A 16,396-nucleotide genomic window follows, 5' to 3' on the forward strand; every position below is an offset into this window, starting at 1 on the left:
CAGATTCTTTGGCATACGAAGGCTGGGTATGAAGCAACTTCCAAGCCCCCAGGGGCTTTACCACCCGTCCAACGAACACGACTCCTGTGGTGTTGCATTCGTTGTGGACATGAAGGGCCGCCGCAGCAGGGACATCGTCGAAAAGGCGATCACCGCGCTGGTCAATCTCGAACACCGTGGAGCCGCAGGTTCCGAGCCCAACACCGGTGACGGTGCGGGCATCCTGCTGCAGGTGCCGGACAAGTTCTTCCGCGCCGTGGTCGACTTCGAGCTGCCCGCAGCGGGTACCTACGCGACCGGTATCGCCTTCCTCCCGCAGGGCGAGGCCGATGCGGCGAAGGCTGCCGAGTCCGTCGAGAAGATCGTCGAGAGCGAGGGCCTGAAGGTCCTCGGATGGCGTGACGTCGGAACCGACGACTCCTCCCTCGGCGCGCTCGCGCGCGACGCGATGCCCACGTTCCGCCAGATTTTCATCGGCAGTGACAACGATGCGCTGACCGGCATGGATCTCGAGCGCGCCGCGTACGTCGTCCGCAAGCGCACCGAGCACGAGCTTGGTAGCGAAGGCGCCGGCCAGGACGGCCCCGGCCAGGAGACGGTGTACTTCCCGTCCCTGTCGAGCCAGACGTTCGTCTACAAGGGCATGCTCACCACTCCGCAGCTCAAGGGTTTCTACCTGGATCTGCAGGACGAGCGCGTCGAGTCGGCTCTCGGCCTGGTGCACTCGCGCTTCTCCACCAACACGTTCCCGTCGTGGCCGCTCGCGCACCCGTTCCGCCGGGTCGCCCACAACGGTGAGATCAACACCGTCACCGGCAACGAGAACTGGATGCGTGCCCGCGAGGCGCTCATCGAGTCCGACATCTTCGGCGGCGCAGACAAACTCGGGAAGATCTTCCCGGTCTGCACCAAGGGCGCCAGCGACACCGCTCGCTTCGACGAGGTGCTCGAGATGCTGCACCTCGGCGGCCGCAGCCTGCCGCACGCAGTCCTCATGATGATCCCGGAAGCCTGGGAGCGTCACGAGAGCATGGACCCCGCCCGCCGCGCGTTCTACGAGTACCACTCGGCACTCATGGAGCCGTGGGACGGACCGGCGTCGGTGTGCTTCACCGACGGCACCGTCATCGGCGCGGTTCTCGACCGCAACGGTCTGCGCCCCTCACGTCTTTGGGTGACCGAGGACGGCCTTGTCGTCATGGCCTCCGAGGTCGGCGTTCTGCCGATCGATCCGGCGACCGTCGTGAAGAAGATCCGCCTGCAGCCGGGACGTATGTTCCTGGTCGACACCGAGCAGGGTCGCATCATCGACGACGAGGAGTTCAAGTCCGAACTCGCCGCCGAGCACCCCTACCAGGAGTGGATCGACCAGAACCTCGTCCACATGGACGATCTGCCGGACCGTCCCTACACGTACATGTCGCATGCGCGTGTGGTGTTGCGTCAGCAGATGTTCGGGTTCACCAACGAAGAGGTCGACCTCCTCGTCAAGCCGATGGCGGCTTCCGGCGCGGAAGCCCTCGGCTCGATGGGCACGGACACCCCGATCGCGGTTCTGTCGAACCGTTCACGGATGCTCTTCGACTACTTCTCGCAGATGTTCGCGCAGGTCACCAACCCGCCGCTCGACGCGATCCGCGAGGAGGTCGTCACCAGCATCGGCGGCACCATCGGCCCCGAGCACGACGTGTTGCAGCCCACGGCCGAATCGTGCAGGCAGATCTTCCTGCCGCAGCCGATCCTGCACAACGACGACCTGTCGAAGCTGATCCACGCCAACGACGACGCACGATTCCCCGATTTCCGGAGCGTCATCGTCCGCGGCCTGTACCCGGTTGCCGAAGGCGGCGAGGGTCTGCGCAAGGCGCTCGACGACGTTCGGGATCAGGTGTCGCAGGCCATCGCCGGCGGTGCGCGCATCGTCGTCCTGTCCGACCGTGAGTCGAACGAGACGTACGCACCGATCCCGTCGCTGCTGCTGACCTCGGCCGTGCACCACCACCTCGTTCGTGAGAAGACCCGTACCAAGGTCGGTCTGATCGTCGAGGCGGGCGACGCCCGCGAGGTGCACCACATGGCACTGCTCATCGGTTTCGGTGCGGCAGCGGTCAACCCGTACATGGCGTTCGAGACCATCGACGAACTGGTGACGAACGAGGACCTGTCCGGCATCGACCTCGACAAGGCGATCGCCAACTACATCAAGGCCGCCGGCAAGGGCGTTCTCAAGGTCATGTCCAAGATGGGCATCTCCACCCTCGCCTCCTACACGGGCGCACAGCTGTTCCAGGTCATCGGCCTGTCGCAGGAACTCGTGGACGAATACTTCACCGGCCTCAACTCGCACCTCGGCGGTATCGACCTAGACCAGATCGCGGCCGACGTCGCGGTCCGTCACGCCACCGCGTACTTGGATCGTCCGGAAGAGCACGCGCACCGCGAGCTCGAGGTCGGCGGCGAGTACCAGTGGCGCCGTGAGGGCGAATACCACCTCTTCAACCCGGAAACCGTTTTCAAGCTCCAGCACGCCACCCGCACCGGTCAGTACAAGGTGTTCAAGGAGTACACGAAGCTGGTCGACGACCAGTCGGAGCGTCTCGCAGCGTTGCGCGGCCTCTTCGACTTCAAATCGGGTGAGCGTCAGTCGGTTCCGCTCGACGAGGTCGAGCCCGCCAGCGAGATCGTGAAGCGCTTCTCCACTGGTGCGATGAGCTACGGCTCGATCTCGGCCGAGGCGCACGAGACATTGGCGATCGCCATGAACCGTCTCGGCGGCCGCTCGAACTCCGGTGAGGGCGGCGAGAGCATCGACCGCTTCGAGCCGGACGAGAACGGTGACTGGCGTCGGTCGGCGATCAAGCAGGTCGCTTCGGGACGATTCGGTGTCACGTCGCATTACCTGACCAACTGCACCGACATCCAGATCAAGATGGCGCAGGGCGCGAAGCCCGGTGAGGGTGGCCAGTTGCCGCCGCACAAGGTGTACCCGTGGGTCGCCGAGGTTCGGCACTCCACTCCGGGTGTCGGCCTCATCTCGCCGCCTCCGCACCACGACATCTACTCGATCGAGGATCTCGCGCAGCTGATCCACGACCTGAAGAACGCCAACCCGCAGGCCCGCGTCCACGTGAAGCTGGTTTCCGAGGTCGGTGTCGGAACGGTTGCCGCTGGTGTCTCCAAGGCGCACGCCGACGTGGTTCTCATCTCCGGTCACGACGGTGGCACCGGCGCCACCCCGCTGACCTCGGTGAAGCACGCAGGTGCACCGTGGGAGCTCGGCCTCGCCGAGACGCAGCAGACGCTGCTCCTCAACGGTCTGCGTGACCGCATCGTCGTGCAGGTCGACGGCCAGCTCAAGACCGGTCGCGACGTCATGATCGCGGCGCTTCTCGGTGGCGAGGAGTTCGGTTTCGCCACCGCACCGCTGGTGGTCTCCGGCTGCATCATGATGCGCGTTTGCCACCTCGACACCTGCCCCGTGGGCGTCGCCACCCAGAACCCGGTTCTGCGTGAGCGTTTCACCGGCAAGCCCGAGTTCGTCGAGAACTTCTTCATGTTCATCGCGGAGGAGGTGCGCGAACTCATGGCCGAGCTCGGATTCCGCACCCTCGACGAGGCTGTCGGTCAGGTCGCCGTGCTCGACACGACCAAGGCGCTCGAGCACTGGAAGGGTGAGAAGGCGGGCAACCTCGACCTGTCGCCGATCCTGCACGAGACCGAGTCCGCGTTCCTCGAACAGGATCTGTACTGCACGGGCACCCAGGACCACGGTCTCGACAAGGCGCTCGACCAGCAGCTCATCATCCAAAGCCGCGAGGCCCTCGACACGGGCGAGAAGGTGACCTTCGAATCGAAGATCACCAACGTGAACCGCACCGTGGGCACCATGCTCGGACACGAGCTGACCAAGGTCTACGGCGGTGAAGGACTGCCGGACAACACGATCGACATCACCTTCACCGGTTCGGCCGGCAACAGCTTCGGAGCGTTCGTGCCCAAGGGCATCACGCTGCGACTGCACGGCGACGCCAACGACTTCGTCGGCAAGGGACTGTCCGGTGGACGCATCGTCGTTCGCCCGCCGCTCGAGACCGCCGCAGGATTCGTCGCCGAGGACAACATCATCGGCGGCAACGTGATCCTGTTCGGCGCCACCAGCGGTGAAGTGCTGCTGCGCGGTGTCGTCGGTGAGCGCTTCGCGGTTCGTAACTCCGGCGCCGTTGCCGTCGTCGAGGGTATCGGCGACCACGGCTGCGAGTACATGACCGGCGGCAAGGTGGTCATCCTGGGCAAGACGGGACGCAACTTCGGTGCCGGCATGTCCGGTGGCGTCGCGTTCGTCTACAACCCGGACCGCGACTTCGAAGACAATCTCAACACCGAACTCGTCGATCTCGAAGACCTCGAGAGTGACGAGTGCGTATGGCTCAAGGGCGCGATCGAGCGTCACCGCGACGAGACCGGTTCGGAGGTTGCCACGCGCATCCTGTCCGACTGGTCGCAGCAGGTGGGGCACTTCGCGAAGGTGATGCCGCGCGATTACAAGAAGGTACTCATGGCAATCAAGGACGCCGAGATTCGCGGCGCCAACGTGGACGAGGCGATCATGGAGGCAGCTCGTGGCTGATCCGAAGGGCTTTCTGAAGCACGGATCCCGTGAGGTTCCGGTCCGCCGTCCCGTTCCGTTGCGCCTGCTCGACTGGAAAGAGGTCTACGAGGATTTCCCGAAGGAAACCCTCCGCGACCAGGCCAGCCGCTGCATGGACTGCGGTATTCCGTTCTGCCACAACGGTTGCCCGCTGGGGAACTTGATTCCCGAGTGGAACGACCTCGTCTACAAGGACAAGTGGCACGACGGCATCGAGCGACTGCACGCCACCAACAACTTCCCGGAGTTCACCGGGCGGCTGTGCCCGGCGCCCTGCGAGGCGTCGTGTGTCCTGGGGATCAACCAGGACCCGGTGACGATCAAGCAGGTCGAGGTCGAGCTCATCGACCGCGCCTTCGACGAAGGCTGGGTCGAGCCCGTGCGCCCGTCGCGCAGGACCGGCAAGAAGGTTGCCGTCGTGGGTTCCGGTCCCGCCGGTCTGGCCGCTGCGCAGCAGTTGACCCGTGCGGGCCATTCGGTGACCGTCTTCGAGCGAGCCGACCGCATCGGTGGCCTGCTGCGCTACGGCATCCCCGAGTTCAAGATGGAGAAACGGCACATCGACCGTCGCCTGGCACAGATGGAGGCGGAGGGCACGGCCTTCCGTACCGGCGTCAACGTCGGCGTCGACATCACCGCCGACGAGCTTCGTGACCAGTTCGACTCCGTGGTCCTGGCCGGCGGTGCCACCGAGGCACGCGACCTGCCGATTCCCGGCCGCGAACTCGACGGCATCCACCAGGCGATGGAGTTCCTGCCCATCGCTAACCGGGTGCAGTTCGGTGACCTGGACGAGCCGACCATCACCGCCAAGGGCAAGAAGGTCGTCATCATCGGCGGCGGCGACACCGGCGCGGACTGCCTCGGCACCTCGCACCGTCAGGGCGCCGAGGTCGTGCACCAGTTCGAGATCATGCCGCGTCCGCCGGAGGCTCGCGCCGAGCAGACCCCGTGGCCGACGTACCCGCTGATGTACCGCGTCTCCTCCGCTCACGAAGAGGGCGGCGAGCGCGTGTTCTCGGTCAACACCGAGGAGTTCGTCGGCAAGGACGGCAAGGTCACCGCTCTGAAGGCCCACGAGGTCGAAATGGTGGACGGCAAGTTCCAGAAGGTCGAGGGTTCAGAGTTCGATCTCGAGGCCGACATCGTCTTCCTGGCGATGGGCTTCACCGGACCCGAGAAGCCGGGCCTGCTCACCGATCTCGGTGTCGACCTGACCGATCGTGGCAACGTCGCCCGCTCGGACAAGTTCGCCACCAACGTCGACGGTGTGTACGTCGCGGGTGACATGGGCCGTGGCCAGTCGCTCATCGTGTGGGCAATCGCCGAGGGACGCTCGGCGGCCGCAGCCGTGGACGCTTACCTGGAAGGCTCGTCGGCCCTGCCGGCGCCGATCCTGCCGACCACCGCACCGCAGCGGTAGTTACACATAACAAGATCCGCGCCCCGTTCCACTCGAACGGGGCGCGGATTTTTGTGCATTCGAAGAGCGAATGTAGCCGGAGCGACTCGAAAGTCTGTGCGGGCGTTACCGGAGAACCTTCCGCACGCCGGATAGGATCCCAAATACCCTGAGTGCGTCTGAGTTCGTCTCCTAGCCAGGGATCGCGATTGAGATCGTTGTTCAAGCGCGCTCATGGCGCAGCATTCCACCGCGCCCGCCCTTTCTGGCCACGCGGGCACGTCGGCCTGTCCCGGCATTTGCAGGGCCGTTCTTCAGGGTTTGGATATGCTCGTCGTGTCCACGAGCAAGCAGGGCACGGCGTTTGACGGCCCTGCTCAAAGTTTCAACGCGACGAGAAGCGGAGAGAAATTGATGCGTAGGCGAAGCTTCTTGTTCGTAATCCTCACTGCACTCGCCGTTGCTCCCGGATGCTCAAGCCCGGAGCAGACGCCCGACAGGACACTGCGATTCTCGCCAGGGACCTTCAATCTCACTTGGGAGTCGACGCACGACGCAATCGGCCTGAACACAGGCCTCAACGTTGCTCACAACACGGTGGCGGTACTGCGAGACGGCATTGAAATCGGTAAGACTGAAACCACTTCGTCGCTGGTAACACCCGGGCGCGCGCGTTCGCCCGTCCATGCAGTGTGGGTGGTAGGCGACGAAGTGAGCCCTCGACGAATCGCAACGTTCGACATAGCCGAGCTCGTCAATCGAGGCGCGCGGACAGTGGACGTGGATCCGTGGGCCGGGGAACAGGAAGTCATAGTCACGACTGAGCTGTCGAGTGATGTCAAAGAGCCGAGTCCCGATCACTTTCTTGCGGTAACGCTTGAGTAAAGAAACTATGTTGGCTGAAGCGGCATTCCGTCCGGTCGGTTTAATCTGCTGACTAGCCGACCGGCAAAACACATCACTGAGAGGTGCAGGATGTTTCGATCCAGCGACACCCCAAGCGCGCGCAATTCACGGATGAGAGGCCGGCTCGCACTTGCTGGTCTTGCAACAGCAATGACATTGGCCGGGCTCGGTCTCGGAGCCGGCACTGCAATCGCACAACCCAACACAGTTGGCGAGTACGGCGCTTCGCAGGACGCGGCGCCCAGGGGAGCCGCCCCGGCACTCGTGTCTGGTGGGTGGAGCTACTCGGATTGTCATGCAACGGGGCAGAACGGTCTTGGTCGCATCTACGGATGGTACGAATGCCGCCCCGCCGGCGGGGCGTATGAATTGTGGGTAATTTACGATTGCACAATCTGCCGTCCTGTGCCCGAGGGGCTCAAGGAGTCTGAGTAGTCGATCAGTCACGCTATCCGCGAGGCTTCTGGATTTGATCGTTCCAGTCGCTCATCGTGTGGGCCATCGCCGAGGGCCGTTCGGCGGCCGCAGCCGTGGACGCCTACCTGGAAGGCTCTTCGGCGCTGCCGGCGCCGATCCTGCCGACCACCGCACCGCAGCGGTAGTTACACATAACAAGATCCGCGCCCCGTTCGGCTCGAACGGGGTGCGGATCTTTGTGCATTCGGACAACAATCGGAACTTCGGTTTGGTAACTTTCGTTTACCGACCGTGCATATGCAGGTCATGTCGTGATGAAAGTATGCGTGCCATGAAACGTCTTCTCGCGCTTCTCACCTCGCTGGCTGCTGCAGCGCTGGTCCCCGCCGTCGCGGCCCCCGCAGCACAGGCCGATCCGGGTGGGTGTCCCAGCATGTACGTCGTTGCGGTTCCGGGAACGTGGGAGACGTCCAACGGCGGTAGTCCGGGCCCCGGGCTGCTGTCCGGCGTCACCGGTGGTCTGCCCGGATCCGTCCAGACCGACTACGTGACGTACTCCGCCACGGCCTTCCCCTGGGAGACCGAGGTCTACGGCCGGTCCAAGGCGCAGGCCGTCAACGGCGCGAAGGCCCTGCTCAAGGGGATGGCCGACCGGTGTGCGAGCACCGAACTCGCGATCGTCGGCTACAGCCAAGGCGCCGACGCCGCCGGTGACGTGGCATCCGAGATCGGCACAGGGCTCGGTGTGGTGCCCGCCGATCGCATGGCCGCAGTCGGCCTCATCTCCGACCCGCGCCGGTCGCCTTCCGACGTACAGATCGGCGCGCCCGTCGCCGGAGCGGGTGTCGGTGGCGCCCGTATCGGTGGGTTCGGTTGGATCAGCGACAAGGTGGTCACGATCTGCGCAGTCGGTGACCTCTACTGCTCCACCCCGCAGGACGACTTCGTCTCCAGATTCGCCGGCTTCCTCGGGCAGATCTCTGGGACCGCGCCGGGGCAATTCGGCCAGTTCCAGCAGGAGGCTCAGTCGATCTTCAACGACCTGATGGCCGCGGGTGGGTTCCCCACACTCATGAGTCAGTTGGACGACCCCTCCAACGACGAGCGGGTCCAAAAGCTCGAGCAGTTCTACGGTTCCACCGTCCACCAGGATTACGCGACGTATCCCGTCGACGGTGCCGGCACGTCCGCCACCGCGTGGATGCAGAACTGGCTTCGCGGCAAGATCTGATTCGTGGTTCTCAGTCGACGTCGAAACGTGCGCCCACTCGCATTGCCGCGGGGGACAACCGGCTCATCACCTTCCCGAATTTCGCTTCGGCAGTGACCGGAACGACGGCCTTGTTGGATTTCACCGCCCTCACGATCTGCGCCGCGACCTTCTCCGGTCCGAAGTTTCGGCGCCGGTAGAACTTGTCGACCTTGTCCTGCATTGCGCGTTCTTCGTCCGGATCGATGCCGGCGAAACCGGTGTGCTTGACGATGTTGGTGCGCACTACACCAGGGCAGATGGTGCTCACACCGATTCCGTGCGGGACCAGTTCGGCGCGTAGGCAATCGGACATCATCAGCACGGCGGCCTTGCTGGTCGCGTAGGCGGTGAGTTCCTTCTGCGGCGTGTAGCCCAGACCGGACGACAGGTTCACGATGTGCCCGCCCGTACCCCGCTCGATCATCTGCGCCGCGAACTCGCGGCTGCCGAACACGACACCCCAGAAATTGATGTTCATGACGCGCTCGAACGCCTGCTGGGTGGTCTTGGTGAAGGTGCCCGAATAGCCGATCCCGGCGTTGTTGACCACGATGTCTGCAATACCGTGCTCTGTCCGCACCTCCTCGGCGAAGCGGGCGACGGCCGACTCGTCGGACACATCGAGCTGGTAGGCGTGGGCGCCGCCGCCGAACACTGCCTCGGCACCGCCCACCGAGCTCGGATCGTTGACGAGAGCTGCGGTCTCCTGCGCGGTCACCAGATCGATGTCGCTGACCACCAGGATCGCGCCCTCGGCAGCGAACGCCAGCGCGGTTTCTCGGCCGATGCCGCTTCCTGCTCCAGTGACCACGACGAGGGTGCCGGTGAGGTCGCGTAGGCGGCGCTGCTTCTTCGCGCCTTTGCGCCAGCCGCGGACGTCATTCAGAAGACTCATGACTCCATCTTGCACGTCGCAGTGTGTAGCTTCGTGACGACGGCCACATTCGGTGGTCTCCAGACGAAAGGATTCCCATGGCAGAACTTCGTGTAGTGGCGACCATCCCTGCGAAATCCGGATCCGAGGAAGCACTCGGCGGCGCGCTGCGTGAACTTGCGGCCGCTAGTCGACGCGAAGAAGGCTGCATCGCGTACGAGCTGTACGAGTCGGCAGCAAAGCCCGGCACGTTCGTCACCATCGAGACCTGGCGTGCGAAGGAAGACCTGGACTCGCACATGAAGTCCGAGCACATGCAGAACGCGGTCGCCGTATTCGGTGAGCTCCTCGCCGAGGCACCCGCAATCCATCCGTTGACGCCCTTGGGGTGACGGCGAGTAGGCCGCGAACTCGGCTAATGTCACGGCATGGTTCTGAAGGCTCGCGGCCTGACGCGTTCGTTCGGTCGGCACCACGCGGTGTCGCATGCCGACGTCACGCTCACTCCGGGCAGTATCACCGGTCTCGTCGGTCCGAACGGCGCGGGCAAGACGACGCTGCTCCTCATGCTCGCCGGACTGCTGGCCCCGGATGCCGGCTCGCTCACGCTCGACGATCGTGAGGTGGGATCGGCGCAGCTGAGGGCGGCGACCGGGTGGATGCCGGACGTGTTCGGAACATGGGACAGCCTCACGGCGAGCGAAATTCTGTCCACGTTCGGGCGGTTGCACGGAATGCCGTCCGGGGCGGCGCGGGCGCGCGCCGGTGAACTGCTCGAGCTGGTGCATCTCTCGGCCTTCGCAGACAAGCCTGCCCACGAGCTGTCCCGAGGGCAGAAGCAGCGGCTGGGTTTCGCACGGGCTCTCGTGAACCAGCCCCGAGTTCTGCTGCTCGACGAACCCGCATCCGGGATGGATCCGCGTTCCCGGATGGAGTTGCGGGATCAGCTGCGTTCGATGGCCGATGAGGGCTGCGCGATCCTGATCTCTTCGCACATCCTCACCGAACTGTCGGAGATGGTCGACGACGTGGTGATCATGACCGACGGGCGGACCCGGGACTCCGAGCGCCCGGACGGTCACCTCTGGCGCATCCGAGAAGTCGGGCAGCCAGCGGCATCGGCACAGACGCTGCGATTCGCCGACGACGAGACCGCCGCTCGTCACCTGGGTGAACTGATCGCCGGCGGCGCACGTATCGCCGAATTCTCCCGTGTCGACACCGAACTCGAACACGCTTACCTTGCGTTGGACGCGGAGAGGACCTGAAGCCGTGACCAGCAGAATGGACGACACCAAGCGGTGGTGGTCGATAGTCGGTGTACTGGTCGGGCTCGAACTCCGGCAGCGTCTGCGCACCACTCGGTGGAAGATCACGTTGGCGATCGCCTTCGTGGCGCTGTCGCTCATCGTCCTCGGCTCGTTGTACGTCGCGACGGGCCCGGCCGGGACCGACTACAGCGACTGGGCGCAGAACCACTTCGCGGTCGTGATGGCAGCAGAACTGTTCCTCGGGATCGTTCTCGCGCCGACGCTCAGCGCCACCGCCATCAACGGTGACCGCAAGGACGCCACTCTCGCAGTCGTGCAGGCGACGCCTATCAGCAATTGGCAGTTGGCAATCGGAAAGTTGATCGGCAATTGGGTTTCGTGCCTGGCTCTCGTGGCCGTCGCGGCCCCGTATCTGATCTGGGGCATCATTGAAGCGCCCTACGGCATATGGACAAGCGTGCTCGCCGTGCTCGTCCTGTGCCTGCTGTTCGCCTGCTATTGCGGTATCGGACTCGGCTTCTCGGCTCTGACCGCCCGCCCGGCGGGATCGGCTGTGCTCACCCAGGCCACCGTGTTCTTCCTGATCCTGGGACTGCCCGCAATCTTCGGAGTGCTGTATTCGACGACTGCACAGGATCATCGAGTGATGGGAACCGAGTACACCGCGAGCGAGAACCCGTCGGAGTATCCGACCTGCCGAGACGCCGAGGAGACCGACACGTTCCATCACACCGAACGCATCTGGTGGCTCCTGGCGCCGAACCCGTTTCTTCTGCTTCCCGATGTCGTTGCGGGCAAGGAGCATCCGCGCGAGGGCGCCTGGTTCGCGAACTCCGGCCCGAAGAATCCCACCGTGGTCTATTCGATCGCCGGGGCGCTCTCCACTGCTCGAACCGGACCGTACATCGCCGCTCCCACGTGCAGTGATCATGAACTCACCCTCAGCAGCGAGCCGACTCCCCGTGAAGAGCCATCCTTCTACGAGGCTCGGGAAGCCCACGAACGCGCACGGATCGGCGACAGTTGGTACCTCGGCCTGCTCGTGAACGCCGTCTTCGGCGGCATCGGACTGACGATCGCAGCACGCCGGTTGCGGGTACCGGCAGGCAAGCTCCCGAAGGGCGTGCGGATCGCCTGAGCTATCTCGTGATCACCGCAGCCACCTCGGCGGGCAGGTCGATCATCGCTTGGTGGTGTGCCGGTCGGACGACGGTGTAGCGCGCGCCGAGTAGTTCTGCGAACGAACGCATTCGGCGCAGCCAGAGTGCTCCCCACGGTGTGCGTCGACCGGTATCAGCCGCTGCGACGGTGGTGGGCGACGTGAGTGATGACCGCCGTCGAATCTGGGCCAGCTCCACAGCCAGCTTCGGGAACGAAGCATTTTCCACGACCGCAGCTTCGAGGTAGTGCGGCGCTCTGTACAGCTCGGCAAGCCATTCGACGGTCTGTTTCGAGTACCCGCCAGGCGGGGCGGAATGGTCGAGGACGCGCCGTGCAGCGGGGCCGACGAGGCGTTGGAGTCCGGACGCGCTGATCAGGTGCGCCGTCGTTCGCGCGGACACCACCCGCCACCTCGTCGGTATCAGCCGACGCGGCCGCACGCTGAATGCTGGATCGAGAAGGATCAGAGACCGAGTCCGGCTCGGATGGAGTCGCGCGAACGCTTCCGCGTACGCGGCCCCGAGGCTGTGCCCAACCAGGATCGAGGGTTCCGTGACCGCGAGCCCGTCCAGCAGCGCCAGGATGCGATGCACCTCGGCATAGACGTCGGGCACAGCGTGACTCGGTGGACTCGCCCCGTACCCGGGGCGGTCGTAGCGGATCACGGTGTGGTCGCGTGCCAGCACGTCGGCCACGTCGTCCCAGTCGAACCAATGCCCGCCGAGGCCGGAACAGACGAGCACGGGAGGCCCGGCCCCGTCGACGACGACGTGGACTCCGGCCACCATTTGCCCAGGTGGTTTCACGTGGAACCAGCCGGTGTTTTCATTGCTTCGGTTTGGCGAGCGGGAACGCCAACGTTTCACGGATACTGCCGCCCGTGATGAGCATGACGACGCGATCGACACCCATTCCCAGTCCGCCGGTTGGCGGCATTGCATGTTCGAGGGCCTTCAGGAAGTCTTCGTCCAACTCCATTGCTTCCTCGTCGCCGCCCGCCGACAACCGCGACTGCTCGGTGAGGCGGTTTCGCTGATCGACCGGATCGGTCAGCTCGCTGTAGGCGGTGCCGAGTTCCACACCCCAGGCGACGAGGTCCCATTTCGCTGCCACACCGGGAATTGTCGGATGAGGCCTGGTCAGCGGTGACATGGAGGTGGGGAAGTTGGTGTAGAAGGTGGGGAACTCGGTGTCGTCCTCCACCAGATGCTCGTACATTTCCTGCGCAACAGCGCCCGCATCCCAGCTGGACTGATATGGAATCTCGTGTTCGTCGCACAGTTTCTGAAGCTCTTCGAGCGGAGTCTCCGGCCCGACCGGGACGCCCAGCTTCTCCGCAACGGCTCCGTGCATGGTCTTGATCGGCCATTCACCGGAGATGTCGACGTCGACCAGTTTGCCGTCCGGTCCGGGTCGTTTGATGATCTCGCGTCCGAAGGCCGCGACGGCTGCGGTCTGGATGAGCTTCCTGCACAGCACCATCATCTGCTCGTAGTCACTGTGGGCCTCGTACGCCTCGAGGATCGTGAACTCCGGGTTGTGCTTGAAGTCGACACCCTCGTTGCGGAAGACCCGTCCGATCTCGTAGACCTTCTCGACGCCGGCGACGCACAACCGCTTGAGGTACAGCTCCGGGGCGATGCGCAGGTACAGATCGAGGTTGTAGGCGTTGATGTGGGTGAGGAACGGGGCTGCGTTGGCGCCGCCGTGGACCTGCTGCAGGATCGGTGTCTCGACTTCGAGATAGCCGCGTCCACTGAGCGAATCACGCAGAGACTTCACGATCGCACTACGTGCTTCCAGCAGTCGACGGGCGTCGGTGTTGATCGCGAGGTCCACGTATCGCTGCCGCACGCGCATCTCGGGGTCGGACATGCCCTTCCACTTGTCGGGCAGTGGGTGCAGGCATTTGCCGGTGATCCGCCATTCGTTGGCGAGCAGGGACAGCTCCCCGCGTCGGCTGAATCCGACGACACCGGACACCTCGAGGAGGTCGCCCAGGTCGAATTCGGTCGAGAACGCACGAATGCGATCGGTGCCCACCCGCGCCTCGTCCACGAGCACCTGGACGTCTCCCGACCAGTCCCGGACCAGCGCGAACACCACGCCGCCGTAGTCGCGGATCCGCAGCAGACGCCCGGCGATGCGCACCGTGGTGCCCTCGGGAGACTCCATCGCGCCACGCACCGTATGAGTGGGCGGGTACGCGACCGGGTACGGATCGATTCCGTCCGCCGCGAGTGCATCGAGCTTGTCGAGGCGGACCCGCACCTGCTCCGGGCGACGTGGCCCAGCCGCGACAACTTCCTTGCCTGCGGGCGCGCTGCCGTCCGCGTTGAGACCTTCGGTGGCCACCAATCCTGCGGGCAGAACCTCGTGGATGCCGGTGTGTTCGGTGACGCCGCGCGACCCGCGTCCGACGCGGGGCAGAATCACGAAGCCTTCCGCGATCGCTGACGCGAATCCCACCCGCAGCAGCTCCCGGTTGTCCTCGAAGCAGATGTAGCGCGGAACCCATTCGGGCTGATACTTCACGTTGGATCGGTAGAGGGCCTCGAGCTGCCACCACCGGGAGAAGAACACTAGGACGGACCGCCAGGCTCGCAGAATCGGGCCGGCGCCGATTCGGCTGCCCTCCTCGAATACCGAACGGAACACCGCGAAGTTCAACGAAACCTTGGTGACACCGAACTGGTTCGACATCATCGCCAGTTCACTCACCATCAGCTCCACGACTCCGTTGGGAGACTTGGGGTTGCGGCGCATGAGGTCGAGGGACACACCGCTCGGGCCCCACGGGACGAGCGACAGCATGCCCTGCACCTCGCCCGATTCGCTGTAGGCCTCGACCAGCAGGCAGTCACCGTCGAGCCGGTCGCCGAGTCGGCCGAGCGCCATCGAGAATCCGCGCTCGGTCTCGGTGTCACGCCAAGTGTCGGCCCGCTCGACGACCTTCGCCATTTCGTCGGCGCTGATGTCGCGGTGCCGCCGGATTCGTACTTCCACTCCGTGGCGTCGTACGCGCGTCACGGCCTGGCGTACCTGGCGCATGTCGCGGCCGCTCAGGCTGAATTCTCTGGTCCGGAGGATCGCTTCGTCACCGAGTTGGAGAGCGGAGAGGCCGGCCTCGGTATAGGCGGTGGCGCCTCGTTCGCTGGCACCCATCACGGCGGGCGCCCAGCCGTACTCGGCGGCGAGCTTCTGCCAGGCCTCGATCGCCTGCGGCCAGGACTCCTCGTCACCGATGGGATCGCCACTGGCCAGGCACACTCCCACCTCGACGCGGTAGGTGATCGCAGCCGTGCCGCCGGGTGCGAACACCACGGCCTTGTCGCGACGAGTGGCGAAGTAGCCGAGGGAATCGTCACCACCGGATTCCTGCAGCAGCCCGCGGATCGCGGATTCGTCGTGCCCGGTGAGGGCATTGGTGGAGCGTTGTGAACGGAAGAGCGTGATCACCGCGCCCAGGAGAGCCAGCGCACCGAAGAGTCCGAGCAGCGTGTTCACGAAGCCGTGTGGACGTCCCGAGAACTCCTCGTTGTCCAGCGCAGAGAGGGCGGTGACCCGGTTGAACGACCACAGCAGCCGCTCACCCGAAGGCAGTGTGCCCGGGAACAACTCGACCAGGCCCCAGCCGATCAACGTTCCGCCGACGAGGCATGCAACCAGCACGCCGAGTGCTTTCCACAACGCTCCGCGCCGCACCCGGGTATAGAACTCGTGCCGAGCCGCGACGAGGAGAGCGAGAACGACCAGGTGCACGACCATCGCCACCGCGGCGCTCACGTCGTGGTCGGTGATCAGGTCGACGAGATTCGAGACGGCGAAAAGGGCGACGTAGAGCGTCAGAAGCCACCAGGCGATGCGTTTTCGGCTCGCCACCGCCGCCGCCAGCAGCGCCACGACGAGAGCCCACGACAGGCTCGTGTCCGGCGCATCGAAGTAGTACGTGTCCACGTACTGGCGGGGAGCATGAACGTAGTAGCGCAGTACGGGGGAGAGGCTCCAGAGGAAGACCGCCACCGAGAAGACGCCGAGAATCAGTCCGGCGATGTGGGGAAATTGGTGGAGGCGTCCACCTTTGGGCTTTCCCTTTGTGGTTTTGGTCTGGGTCTGGATCAACGAACTTCCTCCCTGCGAGACGACGGGACTGTTACCAGTCTGGCCGGTTCGGGTGCTCGATGGGGGGAACAGCGAGAATAGGGGCATGTCCGACATCCATGAGAGCGTCCCCATCCGCGACGAATCCATCCGGTTGGGTCAGTTCCTGAAACTGGCCAACCTCATCGAATCGGGTGCGGAGGCCAAGGAAGTGATCGCCGACGGACTCGTGTCCGTGAACGGCGAGGTGGAAGTTCGGCGTGGACGTCAGCTGCGCAACGGCGACGTCGTCGAGATCGGTGGCATGACAGCCCGGGTCGAGACACCCTGACCTGCCGTCATTTCCCACCAACTGCCCCCGACC

Annotated in this window: 10 protein-coding genes; 7 read left to right on the top strand and 3 right to left on the bottom strand. The window is 64.7% G+C overall.

Annotated features, from left to right (window positions below; translation table 11 throughout):
* Positions 1–28: 28 nt before the first annotated feature.
* The 3 genes from gltB (at position 29) to ACZI8R_RS05540 (ending at position 8,604) form a co-directional block, all read left to right on the top strand.
* Positions 29–4,627: a glutamate synthase large subunit gene (gene gltB / locus ACZI8R_RS05530; RefSeq protein ID WP_463378567.1), complete on the top strand. Its 4,599-nt coding sequence runs from the start codon at positions 29–31 to the stop codon at positions 4,625–4,627.
* On the top strand, positions 4,620–6,071 hold the full coding sequence (locus tag ACZI8R_RS05535; protein WP_463378568.1) for a glutamate synthase subunit beta: 1,452 nt from the start codon (positions 4,620–4,622) through the stop codon (positions 6,069–6,071). Before gltB ends, ACZI8R_RS05535 begins: the two co-directional genes overlap by 8 nt.
* Positions 6,072–7,704: 1,633 nt before the next feature.
* On the top strand, positions 7,705–8,604 hold the full coding sequence (locus tag ACZI8R_RS05540; protein WP_463378569.1) for a cutinase family protein: 900 nt from the start codon (positions 7,705–7,707) through the stop codon (positions 8,602–8,604).
* Positions 8,605–8,614: 10 nt separating this feature from the next.
* On the opposite strand, the gene ACZI8R_RS05545 is transcribed toward ACZI8R_RS05540, so the two are convergent.
* Positions 8,615–9,520: an SDR family NAD(P)-dependent oxidoreductase gene (locus ACZI8R_RS05545; RefSeq protein WP_463378570.1), complete on the bottom strand. Its 906-nt coding sequence runs from the start codon at positions 9,518–9,520 to the stop codon at positions 8,615–8,617.
* 77 nt (positions 9,521–9,597) lie between these two features.
* On the opposite strand from ACZI8R_RS05545, the gene ACZI8R_RS05550 reads away from it, so the two are divergent.
* Genes ACZI8R_RS05550 through ACZI8R_RS05560 form a run of 3 tightly spaced genes read left to right on the top strand, consistent with a single transcriptional unit; the run spans position 9,598 to position 11,908 of the window.
* Positions 9,598–9,891, top strand: coding sequence for a putative quinol monooxygenase (locus tag ACZI8R_RS05550; RefSeq protein ID WP_463378571.1), 294 nt, complete (start codon positions 9,598–9,600; stop codon positions 9,889–9,891).
* Between the two features lie 36 nt (positions 9,892–9,927).
* Positions 9,928–10,767 (top strand): ABC transporter ATP-binding protein, encoded by an 840-nt coding sequence (locus tag ACZI8R_RS05555; RefSeq protein ID WP_463378572.1) that lies wholly within the window; start codon positions 9,928–9,930, stop codon positions 10,765–10,767.
* A 4-nt stretch (positions 10,768–10,771) separates the two neighbouring features.
* Positions 10,772–11,908 carry an ABC transporter permease gene (locus ACZI8R_RS05560; protein WP_463378573.1) on the top strand — a complete coding sequence of 379 codons (1,137 nt, stop codon included), beginning with the start codon at positions 10,772–10,774 and terminating at the stop codon, positions 11,906–11,908.
* 1 nt (position 11,909) lies between these two features.
* Here the strand turns inward: ACZI8R_RS05560 and ACZI8R_RS05565 are convergent, their stop codons facing one another.
* Complete coding sequence (locus tag ACZI8R_RS05565) at positions 11,910–12,719, bottom strand: alpha/beta fold hydrolase (RefSeq protein ID WP_463378574.1); 810 nt, start codon at positions 12,717–12,719, stop codon at positions 11,910–11,912.
* Positions 12,720–12,756: 37 nt separating this feature from the next.
* The gene (lysX, locus tag ACZI8R_RS05570) at positions 12,757–16,140 is read right to left on the bottom strand and encodes a bifunctional lysylphosphatidylglycerol synthetase/lysine--tRNA ligase LysX (protein WP_463378575.1); all 3,384 of its coding nucleotides are present in this window, start codon (positions 16,138–16,140) and stop codon (positions 12,757–12,759) included.
* On the opposite strand from lysX, the gene ACZI8R_RS05575 reads away from it, so the two are divergent.
* Complete coding sequence (locus tag ACZI8R_RS05575; protein WP_463378576.1) at positions 16,139–16,363, top strand: RNA-binding S4 domain-containing protein; 225 nt, start codon at positions 16,139–16,141, stop codon at positions 16,361–16,363. The genes lysX and ACZI8R_RS05575 overlap by 2 nt on opposite strands.
* Positions 16,364–16,396: the final 33 nt, after the last annotated feature.

It is taken from the genome of Rhodococcus huquni (assembly GCF_055231055.1).

Excerpts from the sequence above, each read along its gene's own strand:
- ACZI8R_RS05550 (WP_463378571.1), top strand. The coding sequence starts at position 9,598 with ATGGCAGAACTTCGTGTAGTGGCGACCATCCCTGCGAAATCCGGATCC.
- ACZI8R_RS05555 (WP_463378572.1), top strand. The coding sequence starts at position 9,928 with ATGGTTCTGAAGGCTCGCGGCCTGACGCGTTCGTTCGGTCGGCACCAC.
- gltB (WP_463378567.1), top strand. The coding sequence starts at position 29 with ATGAAGCAACTTCCAAGCCCCCAGGGGCTTTACCACCCGTCCAACGAA.
- ACZI8R_RS05540 (WP_463378569.1), top strand. The coding sequence starts at position 7,705 with ATGAAACGTCTTCTCGCGCTTCTCACCTCGCTGGCTGCTGCAGCGCTG.
- ACZI8R_RS05575 (WP_463378576.1), top strand. The coding sequence starts at position 16,139 with ATGTCCGACATCCATGAGAGCGTCCCCATCCGCGACGAATCCATCCGG.
- ACZI8R_RS05565 (WP_463378574.1), bottom strand. The coding sequence starts at position 12,719 with ATGGTGGCCGGAGTCCACGTCGTCGTCGACGGGGCCGGGCCTCCCGTG.
- ACZI8R_RS05545 (WP_463378570.1), bottom strand. The coding sequence starts at position 9,520 with ATGAGTCTTCTGAATGACGTCCGCGGCTGGCGCAAAGGCGCGAAGAAG.
- lysX (WP_463378575.1), bottom strand. The coding sequence starts at position 16,140 with ATGCCCCTATTCTCGCTGTTCCCCCCATCGAGCACCCGAACCGGCCAG.